At 52.0% G+C, this 18,154-nt stretch carries 9 protein-coding genes; 5 read left to right on the forward strand and 4 right to left on the reverse strand.

What is annotated here, in order from left to right; all coding sequences use genetic code 11:
* Positions 1–7: 7 nt before the first annotated feature.
* The 3 genes from IMY23_RS07000 to IMY23_RS07010 form a co-directional block, all read right to left on the reverse strand.
* Complete coding sequence (locus tag IMY23_RS07000; protein ID WP_225986436.1) at positions 8–1,339, reverse strand: amidohydrolase family protein; 1,332 nt, start codon at positions 1,337–1,339, stop codon at positions 8–10.
* A gap of 1 nt (position 1,340) precedes the next feature.
* Positions 1,341–4,409, reverse strand: a complete 3,069-nt coding sequence (locus IMY23_RS07005; protein ID WP_192821397.1) for an amidohydrolase family protein — start codon at positions 4,407–4,409, stop codon at positions 1,341–1,343.
* Between the two features lie 210 nt (positions 4,410–4,619).
* Positions 4,620–6,173 carry an APC family permease gene (locus tag IMY23_RS07010; protein ID WP_192821398.1) on the reverse strand — a complete coding sequence of 518 codons (1,554 nt, stop codon included), beginning with the start codon at positions 6,171–6,173 and terminating at the stop codon, positions 4,620–4,622.
* A 270-nt stretch (positions 6,174–6,443) separates the two neighbouring features.
* Between IMY23_RS07010 and IMY23_RS07015 the strand changes: the two genes are divergently transcribed.
* On the forward strand, positions 6,444–7,700 hold the full coding sequence (locus IMY23_RS07015; protein ID WP_225986437.1) for an exonuclease SbcCD subunit D C-terminal domain-containing protein: 1,257 nt from the start codon (positions 6,444–6,446) through the stop codon (positions 7,698–7,700).
* Between the two features lie 296 nt (positions 7,701–7,996).
* Complete coding sequence (locus IMY23_RS07020; RefSeq protein WP_192821399.1) at positions 7,997–11,269, forward strand: T9SS type A sorting domain-containing protein; 3,273 nt, start codon at positions 7,997–7,999, stop codon at positions 11,267–11,269.
* A 295-nt stretch (positions 11,270–11,564) separates the two neighbouring features.
* On the opposite strand, the gene IMY23_RS07025 is transcribed toward IMY23_RS07020, so the two are convergent.
* Complete coding sequence (locus IMY23_RS07025; protein WP_192821400.1) at positions 11,565–13,010, reverse strand: NAD-dependent succinate-semialdehyde dehydrogenase; 1,446 nt, start codon at positions 13,008–13,010, stop codon at positions 11,565–11,567.
* 353 nt (positions 13,011–13,363) lie between these two features.
* Between IMY23_RS07025 and IMY23_RS07030 the strand changes: the two genes are divergently transcribed.
* From IMY23_RS07030 to IMY23_RS07040, 3 genes are all read left to right on the forward strand, one after another.
* Positions 13,364–14,974 (forward strand): catalase, encoded by a 1,611-nt coding sequence (locus IMY23_RS07030; RefSeq protein WP_192821401.1) that lies wholly within the window; start codon positions 13,364–13,366, stop codon positions 14,972–14,974.
* Positions 14,975–15,626: 652 nt separating this feature from the next.
* A complete protein-coding gene (locus IMY23_RS07035) occupies positions 15,627–16,562 on the forward strand; it encodes a pyridoxal-phosphate dependent enzyme (RefSeq protein WP_192821402.1) in 936 nt (311 codons plus the stop codon).
* Positions 16,563–16,741: 179 nt separating this feature from the next.
* Positions 16,742–17,800 (forward strand): NAD(P)-dependent alcohol dehydrogenase, encoded by a 1,059-nt coding sequence (locus IMY23_RS07040; RefSeq protein ID WP_192821403.1) that lies wholly within the window; start codon positions 16,742–16,744, stop codon positions 17,798–17,800.
* Positions 17,801–18,154 lie beyond the last annotated feature (354 nt).

Consider the following 18,154-nt stretch of genomic DNA (forward strand, 5'->3'; position numbering starts at 1 on the left):
GGAGGTGTTACTTTCCTTCCTGGTATTTGCCGTTGAATTTTTCGTAGAGGTATTGTTGTTTGTCGGTGAGGTTGAGTTTGCGGCCTTGTATGAAGGCGTGACCCACTTTGTTGGTGCGCATGTCCAGCAAATCACCGTCAGAGACCACCAGGGTAGCGTCTTTGCCAACTTCCAGGGAACCTACTTTGTCCTCTACGCCCAGAATTTTGGCGGCATTGAGCGTCACGCTGGAGAGCGCCTGCTCTTTGCCCAAGCCAAAGGCCACGGCCGTGCCCGCAATGAACGGCAGATTGCGTGTGCCGTGCAAACTGGCGTCATAGTCCAGGCAGAACAGAATACCAGCCTGCTGCAAGAGACCCGGCATTTTGTAAGGCAGGTACACGTCATCGCCGGCGCGGCCAGGCAAAGCATGCACACCCGAGTAGATGACCGGAATGTTGTTTTCCTTCAGGAAATCAGCCACTACCAGCGCGTCGCCGCCGCCTACCACTACAATGTTTTTCACACCAGCTTTCTGCGCGAACCGGATACCTTCTACTATTTCCTTGCCGTAATTGGCATGCAGAAATAGTCTCTTAGATCCGTCGAACAAACCCGTCAAGGAAGACAGTTTCAGGTTTTCTTTGTCACGTGACTGGTTTTTGTACGAAGCCGCATCTGCCAGCAAGGTTTCCAGCTCGGTCAAACCGGTCTGACGCGCCTGGCGTCTTTGGGCCGCTGCCGGGCTGTTATCTCCTGTTTGCAGCATGGCTGGCCACCGCAAATGTAACCCGCCATCGGCGCGCACCAGGGCATCTTCCCAGTTCCAGGCATCTAACTGCACCACTGAGGAGGAACCCGAAATCACACCACCCGTGGGCGTGATTTGCGCCAACAACACACCGTTTGAACGAAGCGTGGGCACAATGTCTGAGTCTGTGTTATACGCCACCACTGACCGCACATTGGGGTTGAACAACCCCACTTCCTGCTGATCTAGCGTGGCGCGTACAGATTCAATCTCGTTCAAGCCTAGTTGGCTGTTCGGCAAAATCAACCCCGGGTAGATGTGCTTTCCGGCCACGTTAATGGATTCGGCCCCACTGCCTTTGTAACCAGAGGCCGGACCGGCATAGGTGATTTTTCCGTTCTCAAAAGCCACGGCGGCTTGTTCAATGACCTGGCCGTTGCCTACGTGGAGTGTAGCCCCGGTAAGCACGGTGGGTTTGGCTTGCTTGGTGGCGGGCACCGGCACCTGGGCCCAGGCGGCGGCACTTACCAGCAAAGTAGCAGCGAGTGCCGCGGCACGTTTCATTTTTCTTGGCATGGTTTGCACCAGGGAGTTTTCTGTGTTTTGCATCTTAGTGTCCTCCTTGGGTTTTGTTGTGGTATTCAGATTCAAATAAGGTTTCTTCCTCTGCGTTTTCTACGTCTTCACAGTGTAGCACCTGCTGCCCAAATCTACGGCCGGTAGGTGCCGATTGGGTTTTCTCACCGCGGGCTTTGGCAGCCAGCATTTTGTTGACCAGACGCAGACGTTCTTTCTCCTGAGCTTCCTGCAAGGTTTTGTCGGAGTCCAAGTCAAAGTAGGCCACGCCGTCTACAAAGGTTTTCTCAGGGCGGGCATAGATAGAGAGTGGGTGCGTATTCCACAATACAACGTCTGCATCTTTACCGGCTTTCAGGCTACCTACTTTGTTGTCAATGTGCAGCAATTTTGCCGGGTTCAAGGTCACCATTTTCAGGGCGTCTTCCTCAGAAACTCCCCCGTATTTCATGGTTTTGGCAGCTTCCTGGTTTAGGCGGCGGGCCATTTCAGCATCATCTGAGTTAATGGCCGTGGTCACGCCCACGTTGTGCATAATGGCGGCGTTGTACGGAATAGCGTCTTTCACCTCCATTTTGTAGGCCCACCAGTCTGAGAAGGTAGAACCACCGGCGCCGTGCGCTTTCATTTTGTCAGCCACTTTGTAGCCTTCCAGAATGTGCGTGAAGGTGTTTACTTTAAAGCCCATTTGGTCGGCCACTTTCATCATCATGTTGATTTCAGACTGCACGTACGAGTGGCAGGTGATGTAGCGCTTGTTGTTCAAGATTTCCACCAAAGCATCAAGCTCAATGTCGCGGCGCGGGGCGGGCGTTTTGGCTTTCTGCGATTTGGACAGTTTGTTGTAGCCGGCCCAGGTTTTCTCGTATTCTTTGGCGCGCTGGAAGGCATCTACCATTACCTGCTCCACGCCCATGCGGGTCTGAGGGAACCGAACGGTGTACACCGCCGAGCGGTTAGAATGCTTCACGTTTTCGCCCAGGGCGAATTTGATGAAACCGTCTGCGCCTTCAAACATCAGTTTCTCCGGAGCCTGACCCCAACGCAATTTAATCAACGCGCTTTGGCCCCCGATTGGGTTGGCAGAACCGTGCAGCAACTGTGAGGTAGTCACACCACCGGCCAACTGGCGGTAAATGTTCACTTGTTCGTGGTTCACCACATCGGCCATGCGCACCTCAGCGGTCACGGCCTGGGTTCCTTCGTTCACGCCGTCCAGGGCAATGTGCGAGTGCTCGTCAATGATGCCTGGCGTAACGTGTTTACCGGTGCCGTCAATAACTTTAGCACCGCTAGCCGACAGGTTCTTGCCTACCTGGGCAATCTTGCCATCGCGGAGCAGCACGTCTGCGTTTTCCAGCTTTCCTTCTTTCTCGTTCGTCCACACCGTGGCGTTTTTGATCAGGACGGTTTCTGATTTAGGTAATTCGGTTCTCCCGAAGGCCGCGAACGGATACACCATCTGGCCCAGTTCAATTTTCTCGGCGGCTTTGGTGCGGGCCGAATCTCTGCGGGCTTGTTGCGTGGCGGCTTGTGACAGCACGGCGTTCCATTTCACGGTCTGGGCATCTGGCAACTGCGCCTCGCCCTGGAACCCTTGCGCTGATTTCCAGCCAGTGAGTCTAATGCTTTCTTTGGCACCTTTGGCCGGGGCAAACGCAAACGTGAGCATGTCGCCGGAGAAAGTCAAACTGCCTTTGAGCGTATCGGTAGTCACCACTTTCAGGTCTGGTTTCTCGGCGGTGCCGGCAATGATCATGCGGCGCTCCGGTTGGTTGCCTACTTTCAAAGAATACACGCCACGGTAATCGCCGGGTGTCTCACTGATTTTGTAGCCTTCGCCTTGCACCCAGTTCTCCAGAAGAATGGTGGCGTTGTCAAATAATCTGCCGGAGGCGATCACAAAGTTGGCTTGCATGCCTTCGCGGAGCGCGCCTACCTGTTTTTCGGCTTTGATTAATCTGGCGGGCGTGGAAGTCAAGGCTTTCAGGGCTTCCTGCTCTGGCAAGCCGTATTGTACCGCCTTACGGAGGTTAGGCAAAAAGCGGTTTTTCTCGCGCAGGTCTGAGGCCGTGAACGCAATGGTCACGCCTTCTTTCACCAGCATTGACGGGTTGGCCGGAGCCATTTCCCAGTGCTTGAGGTCTTCTAAGTTAATGCGGCGCGTTTCATACGGGTCTTCCACGTTATAGGCGTCCGGGAAGTTCAGGCTCAAGATGAACGGCGCGCCGGTCTGCTTGATGGCAGGCAGCATTTGATACTCGTCGCCGTTGCCCTTGAAGATGTACTGGTGCCCGAATTCGTCGCCCACTTTATCAGCGCGCACGGCGTTGAGTTTGTTGCTGACCTCAAAAATCTGGGGCAGTTTGTTGGCCTCGGTGAAGGCTTTCAAGGAGATGTTCTGCTCTTTGTCGGGGTTCTGTTGGTTCCAGCGGGCGTCTAGGTACGTCTGGCGCAACAGGGCAATGGATCCCATCAGCGAACTTGGATATTCCTGCGTGGAGGAACCTTTGTCAAAAGATAAGGCCGCGGCGGCGCGGTCCAGCAAGATTACCTGGTTTTCGCGTTTGTTGGCCAGAGAAACCAGGGCGGCAGTACCGCGGGCCAACCCGTCTTGGTGTTGCGTAAGCACGGCACCGTAACCTAACTTGCGTAATTCATCAGCGGTGCGGTTGTCTACTTTAAAGACTTCGGCGGCGTTGGTTTCTGGCCTGATGGCCTGGTTCCAGCTATAGGCGCCTTCTTTCTTAGATTCGGCCTGCGGACCACCCCCAAAACCACCCGTTCTGGGAGGCATTGCCGGCATGCCGTAGGTGCTGAACGGGTCTACAAAGCCCGGGTAAACCGTTTTGCCTTTGAGGTCTACCACCTGGGCTCCGGTTGGAATTGACACTTTCGTGCCCACGGCCACAATTTTGCCGTCTTTAATAACCAGCGTGGCGTTCTCTAATTTGGTTTGGTGGTCTACGTAAATGGTGGCGTTGGTGAAGGCCCGCAGGCCGGACCGTTCATCATAGACCCCATTGCGCGGATACGTCTCCTGTGCTCGGCTCTGCAGCGACAAGGCCGCCACGGCCAACACGGAGAGGATTACTTTCTTCATGGGTATTTTATTGTTTGTTTGTGAGGTGATTGGGAACGTTTGAAGGTTGGAAAGTACTAAAGCCGAAGCCCAAATAAAAGCCCTTACCCAGAGAATCTGCGTTTTGGGGCTCATTTCCTGAAATGAAGCCAAAAACGCCTGCGTTTGATCTAAAGCAAAACGCCCGCTGCAGTTGAGCAGCGGGCGCTTTTTATAATTTCAATGCTAAGATTACAGGTTGCTGTTCTCCTTGTTCAGCACGCTGTGTTTCTTGCCATAGAAGAAGTAAATCACCACGCCAATAGCCATCCAGCCCAAGAGTCTGTACCAGGTTTCAGCCGGAAGGCCTGCCATCATTCCCAAGCAGGTTAAAATACCCAAGATAGGCACCAACGGCACCAACGGGGTTTTGAACGGACGCGGACGGTTGGGCTCTTTCACGCGCAGGTACCACACGCCGCCGCACACAATCACGAAGGCCAGCAACGTACCAATAGACACCAGGTGACCCAGTTCATCTACAGAGAAAGCACCAGCCACAATAGCGCAGATACCACCCGTTAAGATAGTGCTCACGTGTGGCGTCTTGAATTTAGGGTGCAGCCTTCCGAAGATTGGAGGCAATAAACCGTCTTTAGACATGGTGTAGAAAATACGCGGCTGTGACATCAACATTACCAGCATCACCGAAGAAAGACCGGCAATAGCACCAATCTTAATCAAGTCACGCAGGAACGTGTAACCGGTTTTCTCAATACCCACGGCAATCGGCTCCGCTACGTTCAGCTGGCTGTAATGCACCATGGCAGTCAAGATACCAGACACCAGAATGTAAAGAACCGTACAGATCACCAAAGACCCCAAGATACCAATGGGCATGTCTTTCTGCGGGTTTTTGGCTTCCTGGGCCGTGGTAGAAACGGCGTCAAACCCTATGTAGGCGAAGAAAATAACACCGGCGGCTCTGATGATACCACTGATGCCGTATTCGCCAAACTCGCCTTTGTTGTCTGGCAAGAAAGGCGTCCAGTTAGCAGCGGCTTCTTCTGGGTGACCAATCAGATATTTAATACCGGCCAAGATGAACAAGATCACCACGCCTACTTTAATGATTACCGCCACGTTGTTGAACTTGGCAGACTCGCTCATGCCGCGCACCAACAAGATAGTCACCAAGGCAATGGCCACGGCAGCTACCAAGTTAAAGGTACCGGTAGCGTGCGGCAAAGAGGCAATGTCCACACCCTCAGAGGCCAAAGAAGCCGACAATTGCTCCGTGATGCGTACCCAAGAGCTGGTACCGGGCAACTGCACCAGTTCCACGCCCACGGCGTTGCTCCACTGCGGCGGAATGTTCACGCCAAAGTCCCTAAGGAAGGAGACCACGTAACCAGACCAACCCACGGCCACGGTGGCCGCGCCAAACAGGTATTCCAGAATCAAATCCCAGCCAATGATCCAGGCAATGAACTCGCCCAGGGTGGCATACCCATACGTATAAGCAGACCCCGCAATAGGAATCATAGAAGCGAACTCGGCATAGCAAAGACCCGCGAACGCGCAGCCCAGACCAGCCAGAATAAAGGCGAAGACAATGGCCGGACCCGTGTACTGGGCAGCGGCGCTACCGGTCAATACAAAGATACCCGTTCCAATGATGGCCCCAATACCCAGCGCGATCAGGTTCCCAGGCCCTAGCGTGCGTTTCAGGGAGTGTTCGCCTTCAATAAAGGCGTCTGCGCTAAGCTTGTCAATAGACTTCCTAGCGAAAAGTTGGTTTGCCATAAATGCGTAAAAGTTAGGGAATAGTTTGTTTGTAGTTTGTTTGTAAAAGGCTTGAAGGGGCTAATATAAGTACTTTTTGCAAGAACCAATGCGACGATACCGTTTTTACAATCTTTGCAAAAAGGTAACTTCCTGACAGCCACTTTTTAGCCTATTTCAAAAACAGAGGCCAAAAACGCCCCTAAAAGCTAACGCTTGTTCTGCCATGCCACAGAATTCAACCTAGTTTAGTATCTTCGGGCTGCGGAAGATGACCAGAAAAGGAGCAGCATGATACGGGTATTACACACAGCAGATTGGCATTTAGGGCAGCGCCTGGCCGGGCATGAACGCACCGAGGAACACCGTGCCTTCCTCACTTGGCTCTGCCAAACCATCTGTGACCAGAAAATTGACCTGTTGGTCATTGCCGGCGACATCTTTGACACCGGTTTTCCCTCCAACACCGCCCTCAAGCTGTACTATGATTTTCTGCGCGAAGTCAAAGACACCTGCTGCCAGGAAGTGGTGGTCATTGGCGGCAATCATGATTCGGTTTCTACCCTCAATGCGCCGGCGGAGTTTCTGCGCCATTACAAAGTTCACGTGGTGGGCGGCGCCCCTGAGAATGCAGCAGACCAGGTCCTTCTAATTTCCTCCGCATTGGGTGAGCCGCAATTGGTGGTCTGCGCCGTGCCCTTTTTGCGCGACAAAGACGTGCGCCTCTCGGTGCCCGGAGAAACGTCTGAGGAACGCGAAGCCCGGCTAAAGCAAGGCATCTGTGACCATTACAGTCAGTTCTCGCCGTTGGTGGACGATTACAAAAAACAAGGAATCCCGGTTCTGGCCACCGGTCATTTGTTTGCCGCCGGCAGCAGCGCCTCAGATTCAGAGAAAGAGATCCACGTGGGCAACCTGGGCCAGATCACCGGCGACCAATTCCCCACCTGTTTTGACTACGTGGCCCTGGGCCATTTGCACCGCCCGCAGGTAGTGAACAAACTGCCCCACATCCGGTACAGCGGGTCACCTATTCCGTTGAGTTTCTCTGAGAACACAGACCGCAAACAGGTAGTGGTGTTGGAGTTCGCCGACGGGAAATTGGCCAGTATCCAGGATTTGCCTGTCCCCTGCTGGCGCAAGCTGGTGCGGTTCAAAGGCACCCTGGACGAAATTCTGCCCAAGATTCTGGCCTACGACAACATTGAATTCCCCCACCCTGCCTGGGCCGAGGTCCAATTACAGTACGAACACAACCTGCACGAACACACGGCCAAACTCCACGAAGCTTTCGCCGCAAACACTTGCGTGCACCTGCTCATTCACCGGCACCAGCGCACCATCTCAGACCAAAGCCTGGACCAGCAAATAACCCAAGACCAGGACCTCGCTGATTTGAAACCGAAGGAAGTTTTCCTGAAAAGATGCGAAGAAGCCCTCGGCAACGCTGGTTATGACGAACTGGTTTCCACCTTTGACGAACTGCTGGAACTCATGCCGCAGCAGGATGAGGAAATCCGGCAGACCGCCAACGTTTCGGTTTCTTAATTTCTGAAGGATTGCCGGTTTTCCGTTTTCGGGCTCATTTCTGAAAATGAGCCCGAAAACGGATTTTTTATTGAAAGCCATTTTTGATTCTATATTCCACTGGCTTTCTTCCCTTTCACTTCAATTTCTCTCTTAAGCATTTTTTAATTTCTGGTAGAATCCTGCCGGGTTTTCCTTTTTTATACTTCCTGAAAATCATTAATAATGAGTATTGATTTCATTTAATGGCTCTAGTAATTTGCGACTTTGTTATTTCCTCAAACACAAAGGTTGTGTTCCACCTAATTTAAAAACGCATGAGAAAATTAGTACTCACGTTACTCGTTCCACTTTTACTTTCCCACACCCTGCTCGCTGACACCTGGTATGTGCGGTCCGGCGGTACTGGAAACGGCTCCTCTGCCACTTCTGCCTTTGGCACCATCAGCGCGGCTATGGCAGCCGCCTCCAACGGCGACATCATCAATATTGGGTCTGGCACCTTTACTGAACGCCTTACCATTGAAAAAGCCCTGGACTTTAGGGGCGCTAACTATGGGGTAGCTCCCTGGGAGTGGACCCAGCCGGCCACCAGAATCCTGCCGCCCACCACCAATTTTGCCAGCAATACCGGCGCCGCCTTGGCGAATGTGCGCGCGAGTGGCGTAAAAATCAACGGCATTGAATTCAACGGCGCAAACGACAACCTCTCAGACGCTTCCCCCCGGGTCATAAATGGAGTGAACTCCAGAAACAGCATTGGCGTGGTGGCTACTACCGGGTTCACCGATATGCAGGTGGTCAACAATAAATTCTCTAACCTGACGGCCTACGGCGTTTATGGGGCCTCCACCCCCGTTCCCAGCCTTCCGCTGGTCATTCAAGAAAATCAGTTTGACAACATTACCGCCACTGGCACCGGGTCAGCCCTGGCCATCTTTATCAACAACCATATTCCCTCCGTCATAGGCAACAGAGTCACCAAGTCCAACATAGGCATTTCTGTTCTGTACTCCGGCACCACAGAGACTGCCGGGGTGGCCACGGTAATGTCTAACCAGATTGAGGCGCACCGGTTTGGCATTGCCGTACGCGGAAACAACAATGCCCTTAACCCAGAGGTATTGTTGATGGACAACACCATCAGCAGCATTGACTACGCGCAGTGGTCTGCTGATGACCTGGTAAAACCAGCTTCTAGGGAGTTTACCGGCTTTGACATTGAGTTCCTGTTTGGGGACAAAGACATTAAAGTGGAGCAGAACGTGGTGAACAATGCCCGTTCGGCTTTCTATTTCCTGAACATTGGCAAAAGCGCCACCAAACCAGACCGGCTCCTGATGAAACAGAACCTGGTGCGGGGCAGCATGTTTGGTGTGTTCATGGACAATGCCTCTGTGGCAGATGCCCGCCTGGTAGTGGAAGGTGGCACCATCAGAAACAGCCTGATCAATGGCATACAAGTAATGGGCGATGGCGCGTTTACCAATGAGATTGCCTTGAGAAACGGCGTAGTCATTGAACACCCAGAACCTGACATGGGCGAATACAACAACGCCATTTACCTAACAAGTCCCAAAGCTGTATTGGCAGAGCTGAACGACACCAAACTGAGCGGCGCCAAGTACACGTTCATCATGTTTGACAGAAGCGCCATGGCGGGCCGCACCGTGAACGCCGACCACGTCATCTTTGACGGTACCGTAGGTGGCATGTCCTTTACCAACTACATACCATCTGCCAACCCAGACAACGCCTTGCGCGCCGCCGTGAAAGACAGAATCTTGGACGGTGAAGACACGGAATGGGCTTCTAGCGGACAGGTGGAGATTTCACCGGTTGCCAACGCCACCTGGTATGTACGCACGGGTGCCAACGGAAACGGAGCTACCGCTGATAACGGCTTCGGGACCATTTCCAGAGCTATTACGGCTGCCCAAGACGGCGATATTATTGACATTGGCCCTGGTACCTTTGTAGAACGCCTTTCCATAGATAAAACCTTGGATATTAGGGGCGTGAATTATGGGGTGGCACCCTGGAACTGGGGACAATCCGTGACCAGAATCATTCCTCCAACTACCAACCTCACTTTGAATACTGGCGCTGCCCTTGCTTTGATAAGAGACAACGGCGTAAAAATTGACGGTATTGAATTTAATGGCGTAAATACCAACCTCTCTGACGCTAGCCCAGCTATGATAAATGGAATTAGCACCAGAAATTCTTTAGGCGTGGTAGCAACCAATGGTTTCACTGACATACTTATCCAAAATAACAGGTTTTCTAACCTCACCTATTATGGCACTTACACTGCCTCAACTGCCATAACTAATTCTCCGTTATTGATAAAGAATAATCAATTCGAGAATATCACCGGCACTGGTACTACAGTGGCTGTTTCTATGTTTGGAATTAACCATGTGCCCACCATTACTGGAAACCGCGTGGCCAACTCCAATTATGGGGTACTGTACAGATATGACGCTTCTACCCAAATCTCTGGCACCACCACCATCACAGACAATCAAATTGCTGCGCACGTAGAAGGTATTGCGGTTAGAGGTATTAACGGTGCCATTGCGCCAGCCGTTTTAATACAGAACAACACCATCAACGCCATTGATTACAGTCAATGGTCAGCAGATGGGTTGAACAAGCCAGCTATTGTGGAATTCACGGGCATGGAAGCAGCAACCTTGTTAGGAGACAACTCCATTCGGTTTGAAGGCAACACCGTGACCGGCGCCCGTTCAGCTATCTATTTGCTTAACAATGTGAAGAGCGCCACCAACCCAGACAGGCTAGTCATCAACAACAACCTACTCAGAAGAAGCGGTGCCGGCATGTACATTGACAATGCCACTTTAGGAAATACCCGCGCAGTGGTGACCAACACCACCGTACAAGACGGGGTACGGGTGGGTATGCAAGTGGTAGGCCTGGGTCAATATGAAAATGACCTTGCCCTTAAGGGCGGTGTGGTGATTGAACACCCAACTGCCATCACCACAGAATACAATGACGGTATTTACCTCAATGGTCCCAAGGCCGTTATCTCTGACCTCAGTGACACCAAAATCAGTACTGTGAAATTCAGCTTCATTACGTTTGCAGAGAATGCAATGGCGGGTAAGGAAGTAAGCGCCGACAACGTAACCTTTGACGGAACCGTGAACGGATTCACCTTCAACAACTACAAACCATCTGCGCAGGCTGTGAATGCATTGCGGGCCGCGGCCAAGGACAGAATTTTTGACGGCGAGGACGCCAACAACTCAGGTGCCGGCATTGTGCGCATTGGCCTGGTGACCAGCATGACCGATCAGCGCGAGGAAGCTAACGTGAAAATCTACCCGAACCCATCTTCTACCGGCAACATTACCATAGAGTTGTCTCAAGTTAAAGCCAGGGAAGTAACCGTAGCCTTGGTATCAGTGGCCGGACAAACCGTGAAGACGCAGAAACTGAACGTTACCGGAACTTCTGTAGAAGCAAAGCTCTCCACCGAAGGACTTGCCAAAGGCCTATACCTGCTGCAAATCAGAGAAGACGGCAACACCATCACAAGAAAAGTGATTGTGGAATAAAAAGTTGAATATTTCTTTTACAAAAGAGGCCACCTGCTGAGCAGGTGGCCTCTTTTCGTTTTACGAAGGGTTTATTGACTATGGTGTCCTAGGTTAACTGGACCAACCTCAAGTGTAGAGACGCAATACTTTGCGTCTGGCGTTCCCCAACATATAATGGTGCCAAGCCGCTGGGTATTGCGTCTCTACCATTGCTGCTTGCTACTTCAAACACCAGTAACGGATTAGTATTTCCGTTTTCGGGCTCATTTCCAGAAATGAGCCCGAAAACGGAAATCTGCAGGCATCTACGCCGCTACTGCACGCCGCCAAAACACAGGTACTTCATTTCCATATAATAGTCCATTCCATATTTAGAACCCTCACGCCCGAAACCGGATTCTTTGATGCCGCCAAACGGAGCCACTTCCGTGGAAATCAAGCCTTCATTGATGCCTACCATACCGTATTCCAGGGCCTCGGCCACGCGCCAACAGCGGTTCACATTTTGGCTGTAGAAGTAAGAGGCCAAGCCGTATTCAGTGTCATTGGCCAGTTGAATGGCTTCTTCCTCGGTTTTGAATTTGAAAATAGGCGCTACCGGCCCGAAGACTTCCTCCCGCGCAATCAGCATGTCGGGCGTGGCGCCGGCCAGGACGGTGGGTTGGAAAAAAAGGCCTTCTTTCACTTTTCCGCCCGTGGTGATGGTAGCGCCTTTGGTCTGGGCATCTTTGATGTGTTCCTGCACTTTCTCTAAGCCCTTCTGGTTGATAAGCGGTCCAATCTGTGTGGCTTTTTCTAGTACGTCGCCGGTTTTAAGCCCCTGAACTGCTTTGGTGAATTTCTCCAGAAACGCATCATACACAGAATCCTGCACCAGAATGCGGTTCACGCAGACGCAGGTCTGGCCGTTGTGCCTGAATTTGGAGACCAACGCACCTTGCACGGCCTCGTCTAAGTCAGCATCGTCAAAAACAATAAACGGCGCGTTGCCGCCTAACTCCAGAGACAGTTTCTTCAAGGTGCTCGCCGATTGCTCCATCAGGATTTTGCCCACGGGCGTGGAACCGGTGAACGAGAGTTTTCTGATGTGCGGGTGCTCGCAGAGTTCCTTGCCAATGCCGCCGCTGTCTTTGGACGTGAGGGTGTTGTACACGCCCTTCGGGAAACCCGCTTGTTCTGCCAGATACGCGAGGGCCAAGCCGGTGAGAGGCGTTTCTGAGGGCACCTTCACAATGACCGGGCAACCAGCGGCCAGCGCGGGTCCAACCTTGCGGGTAATCATGGCCAACGGAAAATTCCAGGGCGTAATGGCGGCCACCACCCCAATGGCCTGCTTGATGACCACCATTCGTTTGTCGGGTGTGGGGGCCGGAATAACATCGCCGTAGGTGCGCTTGGCTTCTTCAGAAAACCACTCAATGAACGCTGCGCCGTAAGCCACTTCCCCTAAACTCTCGGTCATCACTTTGCCAGATTCAAGGGTCATGAGATGGGCTAATTCCTCTTTGTACTCTATTATTAAATCAAACCAGCGGCGCAGGAGGGCGGCTCTTTCTTTGGCGGTGAGGGCGCGGTAATCTGGCCAGGCAGTATGGGCAGCATCAATGGCGTGGCGCACGTCCTCGCGGGTCATGTCGGGCACGGTGCTTATGATTTCGCCGGTAGCAGGATTGGTCACGTCAAAGGATTTTCCGGCGGTCGCCTGGACCCATTTCCCGTTGACAAACGCTTGGTTTTTAAGCAGTTTCTTGTATTCCATTTGGTTTACTTCTAACTTAGGGATGAAGCCTCTAGCGTCTGTTATAACCTGCCAAAGACTTTTTGGTTTAACGTTCATTTCCAGTTTAGAGGCCAAAAACGAAAGTCTATCGTTTGTAAAACAGCAACAGGGCAATTTGGAAAGCAAAATTCATAATCGAAAATCTAGTTCATAATAGACACACACTATGATTGCATAGCCATTATCAATTTGAACGATAACAACAAAGGCCGCACCTTTGAGTATAAATTAAACGAGTGACTGTAAAATTTCCAGTGGAACGCTAGTATTTCAGATTGTGCCTGCTCCGCTGTTACATACAAAACGATTCAACCTCTTAACCCACCCAAACTATGGTAAACGAAAAAGACCAATCACCCAACCAACCCGGCGACGGCACCGGTGAAAAACAGAACCTGACCACCCGCCAGGGCCATCCGGTCACTGACAACCAGAACATCAGGACCATTGGCAACCGCGGGCCGGCGGTGCTGGAGAATTACCACTTCATTGAGAAAATCAGTCACTTTGACCGCGAACGGATTCCTGAGCGCGTGGTGCATGCCCGCGGTGCCGGTGCGCACGGCGTGTTCACGGCCTACGGAAAAGTGGGCGACGAAAACATTTCTAAATATACCCGCGCCAAGCTGTTCCAGGAAAAAGGGAAAGAGACGCCGGTTTTTGTTCGTTTCTCTACGGTAGGCCACGGTACGCATTCCCCTGAGACGTTGCGTGACCCGCGCGGGTTTGCGGTGAAGTTCTACACCGAAGACGGAAACTGGGACTTGGTGGGCAACAACCTGAAGATTTTCTTCATACGCGATGCCATGAAATTCCCGGACCTGATTCACTCGCAGAAGCCAGACCCGGTGACCAACATCCAGAGCGGCGAGCGCATCTTTGATTTCATCTGCAACACGCCTGAATCTACGCACATGGCCACCTTCCTGTTTTCGCCGTGGGGTATTCCGGCTAACTACCGCCAGATGCAGGGTTCCGGGGTGAACACGTACAAATGGGTGAATGCTGATGGTGAAGCCGTGCTGGTGAAATACCACTGGGAGCCGCTCAAACAAGGCATCAGAAACCTCACCCAGCCAGAAGCCGAAGCCATTCAAGCCAAGAACTTCAACCACGCCACCCAAGATTTGTTTGAGGCTATTAAAGAAGGGAATTACCCAGAATGGGAACTGTGCGTGCAGATTATGTCTGATGACGAACACCCGGAACTGGACTTTGACCCGCTAGATGACACTAAACTCTGGCCCGTGGACCAATTCCCGTTCCTGCCCGTGGGCAAGATGGTCTTGAACCGCAACCCCGTGGATTACTTTAACGAGGTGGAGCAAGTAGCCTTCGGGACCGGGGTTTTGGTGGACGGTTTGGATTTCTCAGATGACAAAATGCTGCAGGGCAGAACCTTCTCTTATTCAGACACGCAGCGCTACCGTGTGGGCCCCAACTACCTGCAACTGCCCATCAACGCGCCCAAAAACCAGGTAGTCACCAACCAACGCGGCGGCCAGATGTCGTATCACACAGACTTCGGGAAAGGCCAGAACGCGCACATCAACTATGAACCGTCCACGCTGGGCAACATTGTAGAAGCGCCTAAACCTGGCAAAGACTACGAGCCGCGCTATGAAGCGAATTTAGTTCGGGCCAAAATTGACCGCACCAATGACTTCAAACAAGCCGGCGAAACGTATCGCAACTTTGAAGACTGGGAGCGCGATGACTTGATCAACAACCTGGTCAACACCCTGGCTACCGCCGACAAACGTATTCAGGACAAAATGGTGGAGCACTTCACGCTAGCCGATGAAGACTACGGCCGCCGCGTGCGCGAAGGCCTGGCCGCCACTTCCAAAGCCAAAGACGACAAAGGCCCCATTGGTGCCACCTCGCCCAAGGAAGGCGTGGACGCTGCCCAGGAAAAATCACACGAAGCAAAGCCATACTAAGTTTCTTTTAACACACACACAGAAGCGCCACCTCCCAGAAGTGGCGCTTCGTTTTTGGGCTCTGTTTTGGAAATAGGAGCGAAAACGGGAATGCAGGCAAAATATGCGAAACCCGAGCTAAAGCACGGGTCTATTGATTTCAGAATTATTCATAGTTATGCGAAGAGTTAGCGGAAGCGCTCTTCGAATAATAGGACCGCCAATCTTCAGATTGGCGAAGCATGAATTATCTGTGATTGCTGGTTTGAACCGCATCCTTAAAAGAATCCGGCCCTAAAGGGTAGGACTATTCAAGTCTAAAAAGTATAAGCTGCTTTAGTGAAGGGCAGTCTTGGTCGTTGGTGAGAACACCAACAACGGCGAGGAAAACGGGAATGGGCAGAGACACTCGTAGGAGCTGCGCACACTACGAGGTCTTTCGCGCAAGCGGCATTTGCGAAGTGCAAGCGCAAGAGACAAGGCGGTGCCTGGTCTCTACGAATTATGGTTCGGGCTCCATTTTGAAAATAGAGCTTGAAAACGGATGAATACATAAGGACAATTTACAAATAAAGACACTTGCTAAAAATTACCTCATACTGAAATCTAATCTGCGCAAAACTCCTTCCCCACATCCTCACAATTTCCTTCCTTTGCAAAAACCTCCACTACCATGACCCCGCAAAACCTCACCGCCACCGCCCAACGAATTCAACCCTACATTCACCGAACTCCCGTCCTCACGTCCAGATTACTGAATGAAATTGCAGGCGCGGAGGTCTTTTTCAAATGCGAGAATTTCCAGCGGATGGGGGCTTTTAAAATGCGCGGAGCCATGAACGCGGTGTTGCAATTATCTGACGCGCAAAAAGCGAAGGGCGTAGTCACGCATTCCTCGGGAAATTTTGCGCAGGCATTGGCGTTGGCGGCGCAGAGCGTGGGCGTGAAAGCCTACATTGTCATGCCCCAGAATGCGCCGCAGGTAAAGAAATACGCGGTGCGCGGCTATGGCGGCGAAATCATTGAGTGCGAATCTACACCCGAAGCGCGGGAACAAGTGGCGGCGCAGGTGCAGCAGGAGAAAGGCGCTTTTTTCATCCATCCCAGCAATGATTTGGACGTAATTCTTGGCCAGGGAACCGCTGCGCTGGAACTGCTGGAGGACCAACCACAACTTCAAACTATTTTCTCCCCGGTGGGCGGCGGCGGTCTGATTGCGGGTACGGCGTTGGCAGCGCACTACTTCGGGAAGAATTGCCAGGTAGTGGGCGGCGAACCGTTTGGTGCGGATGACGCGTACCGGTCTTTGCAGAGCGGGAAGATTGAGGGAAATAACACCACCAACACCATCGCAGACGGCCTGAGAACCCAATTAGGCGACATCAATTTTCCTATCATCAAAAATCACGTGACCAAAATTATACGGGTGGACGAAGAGGAAATCACAGCGTCCATGAAACTGATCTGGGAACGTTTGAAAGTGGTGGTGGAGCCTTCCAGCGCCGTGGCGTTTGCAGCTTTGCTGCGGGAGAAAGAAGCCTATCAAGGGCAGAAAGTGGGCGTCATTCTCTCCGGCGGAAACGCGGACTTGAGCAAACTTCCGTTTTAGGGCTCGTTTCTGGAAATGAAGCCAAAAACAGGAAAGTCAAATCCGCTGGTTTCCTGGCTGACATCATTTGAAAATCAGGCATTTACATCGTTTTCAAGTAAGAAATAAAAATAGATTAAATCTTACAGCAACACTTGCCGTATTTTAAGGTTTAGACTTCAATCAAATCTTAAAATACTATGATCGAATCCAAAGGATACGCCGCGTTTGACCCTAATTCGCCGCTGGCGCCCTATAATTTCAACCGCCGCGACGTGGGTCCGCATGATGTCATGATCCAGATTCTGTTCTGCGGCGTGTGCCACTCAGACCTGCACACCGCCAAAGGCGAATGGGGCGGCGCCAATTACCCTGTGGTGCCGGGCCACGAAATTGTGGGCCGCATTGTGAAAGTGGGCGAGCACGTCAAAAATTTCAGCGTGGGCGAAGTGGCCGGCGTGGGCTGCATGGTGGACTCCTGCCAATCTTGCCCCAGCTGCTCAGACGGCCTGGAACAATACTGCGAGAACGGCTTCACGGGCACCTACAACAGTCCAGAAAAAGGCATGGATACCCCAACGTACGGTGGCTATTCCAACCAGATTGTGGTATCAGAGAAATTCGTATTGAAAGTGCGCGAAGACCAGGATTTAGCCCGTGTAGCGCCGCTGCTGTGTGCCGGTATCACCACGTTTTCGCCGCTGCGCCACTGGGGCGTGGGCCAAGGGCATAAAGTAGCCGTGGTAGGTTTGGGCGGATTGGGCCACATGGCCGTGAAACTGGCCGCTTCCATGGGCGCCGAAGTGACCGTTCTCTCAACTTCACCCTCCAAAGAACCAGATGCGCAGGCATTGGGCGCGCATAAATTCGTGGTAACCAAAGACCAAGAAGCCCTAAAGCAAGTGCGCGGGTATTTTGACTTCATCATTAATACCGTGTCGGCTAAAGTGAGTTTGGACATGTACGCCGGTTTACTCAAGCGCGACGGTACCATGATTCTGCTGGGCGTTCCGCCGGAGGCACCTGAACTGCACGCAGGTACCTTGATTTTTGGAAGAAGAAGTATTGCCGGTTCTTTAATTGGCGGTATAAAAGAAACCCAGGAAATGCTGGATTACTGCGCCGAGCACAACATTCTCTCAGATATTGAGGTCATCAACATCGCCCAAATCAACACCGCTTATGACCGCATGTTGGCAGGCGACGTAAAATACCGCTTCGTGATTGACATGTCCAGTTTGGAGACAGCCGACGCGTAATTTTTAAAAATTTTATTCGGACATATTTTCAACCAAAAAGCCAGCTTCTAACCTAGAGGCTGGCTTTTCTGTTTTCGGGCTCATTTCTGAAAACGAAGCCGAAAACGGAAAGAAAAAAATCCCCTCTCCCCCTGGGAGAGGGTTAGGTTGAGGGAGTAAACCTTTGTTCTAAATAGCTCCTCCCGCAAGTTTAGCGGTAGATAAAGATTTTATCTTTGTTGAACGGCGAGTCTGGAATCTCTCGCGAGAAGTAATAAGAATACACCCTCATCCTAACCTTCTCCCAGAGTGAGAAGGGACTGGGCTTTTTCGTTTTCGGGCTCATTTCTGGAAACGAGGCCCAAAACAGAAAAG

Origin of the sequence: Rufibacter sp. LB8 (assembly GCF_014876185.1) — a bacterium.
Taxonomy (GTDB): Bacteria; Bacteroidota; Bacteroidia; order Cytophagales; family Hymenobacteraceae; genus Nibribacter.

Coding starts and splice junctions, on each gene's coding strand:
- IMY23_RS07000 (WP_225986436.1), bottom strand. CDS start 1,339: ATGCAAAACACAGAAAACTCCCTGGTGCAAACCATGCCAAGAAAAATG.
- IMY23_RS07005 (WP_192821397.1), bottom strand. CDS start 4,409: ATGAAGAAAGTAATCCTCTCCGTGTTGGCCGTGGCGGCCTTGTCGCTG.
- IMY23_RS07010 (WP_192821398.1), bottom strand. CDS start 6,173: ATGGCAAACCAACTTTTCGCTAGGAAGTCTATTGACAAGCTTAGCGCA.
- IMY23_RS07015 (WP_225986437.1), top strand. CDS start 6,444: ATGATACGGGTATTACACACAGCAGATTGGCATTTAGGGCAGCGCCTG.
- IMY23_RS07020 (WP_192821399.1), top strand. CDS start 7,997: ATGAGAAAATTAGTACTCACGTTACTCGTTCCACTTTTACTTTCCCAC.
- IMY23_RS07025 (WP_192821400.1), bottom strand. CDS start 13,010: ATGGAATACAAGAAACTGCTTAAAAACCAAGCGTTTGTCAACGGGAAA.
- IMY23_RS07030 (WP_192821401.1), top strand. CDS start 13,364: ATGGTAAACGAAAAAGACCAATCACCCAACCAACCCGGCGACGGCACC.
- IMY23_RS07035 (WP_192821402.1), top strand. CDS start 15,627: ATGACCCCGCAAAACCTCACCGCCACCGCCCAACGAATTCAACCCTAC.
- IMY23_RS07040 (WP_192821403.1), top strand. CDS start 16,742: ATGATCGAATCCAAAGGATACGCCGCGTTTGACCCTAATTCGCCGCTG.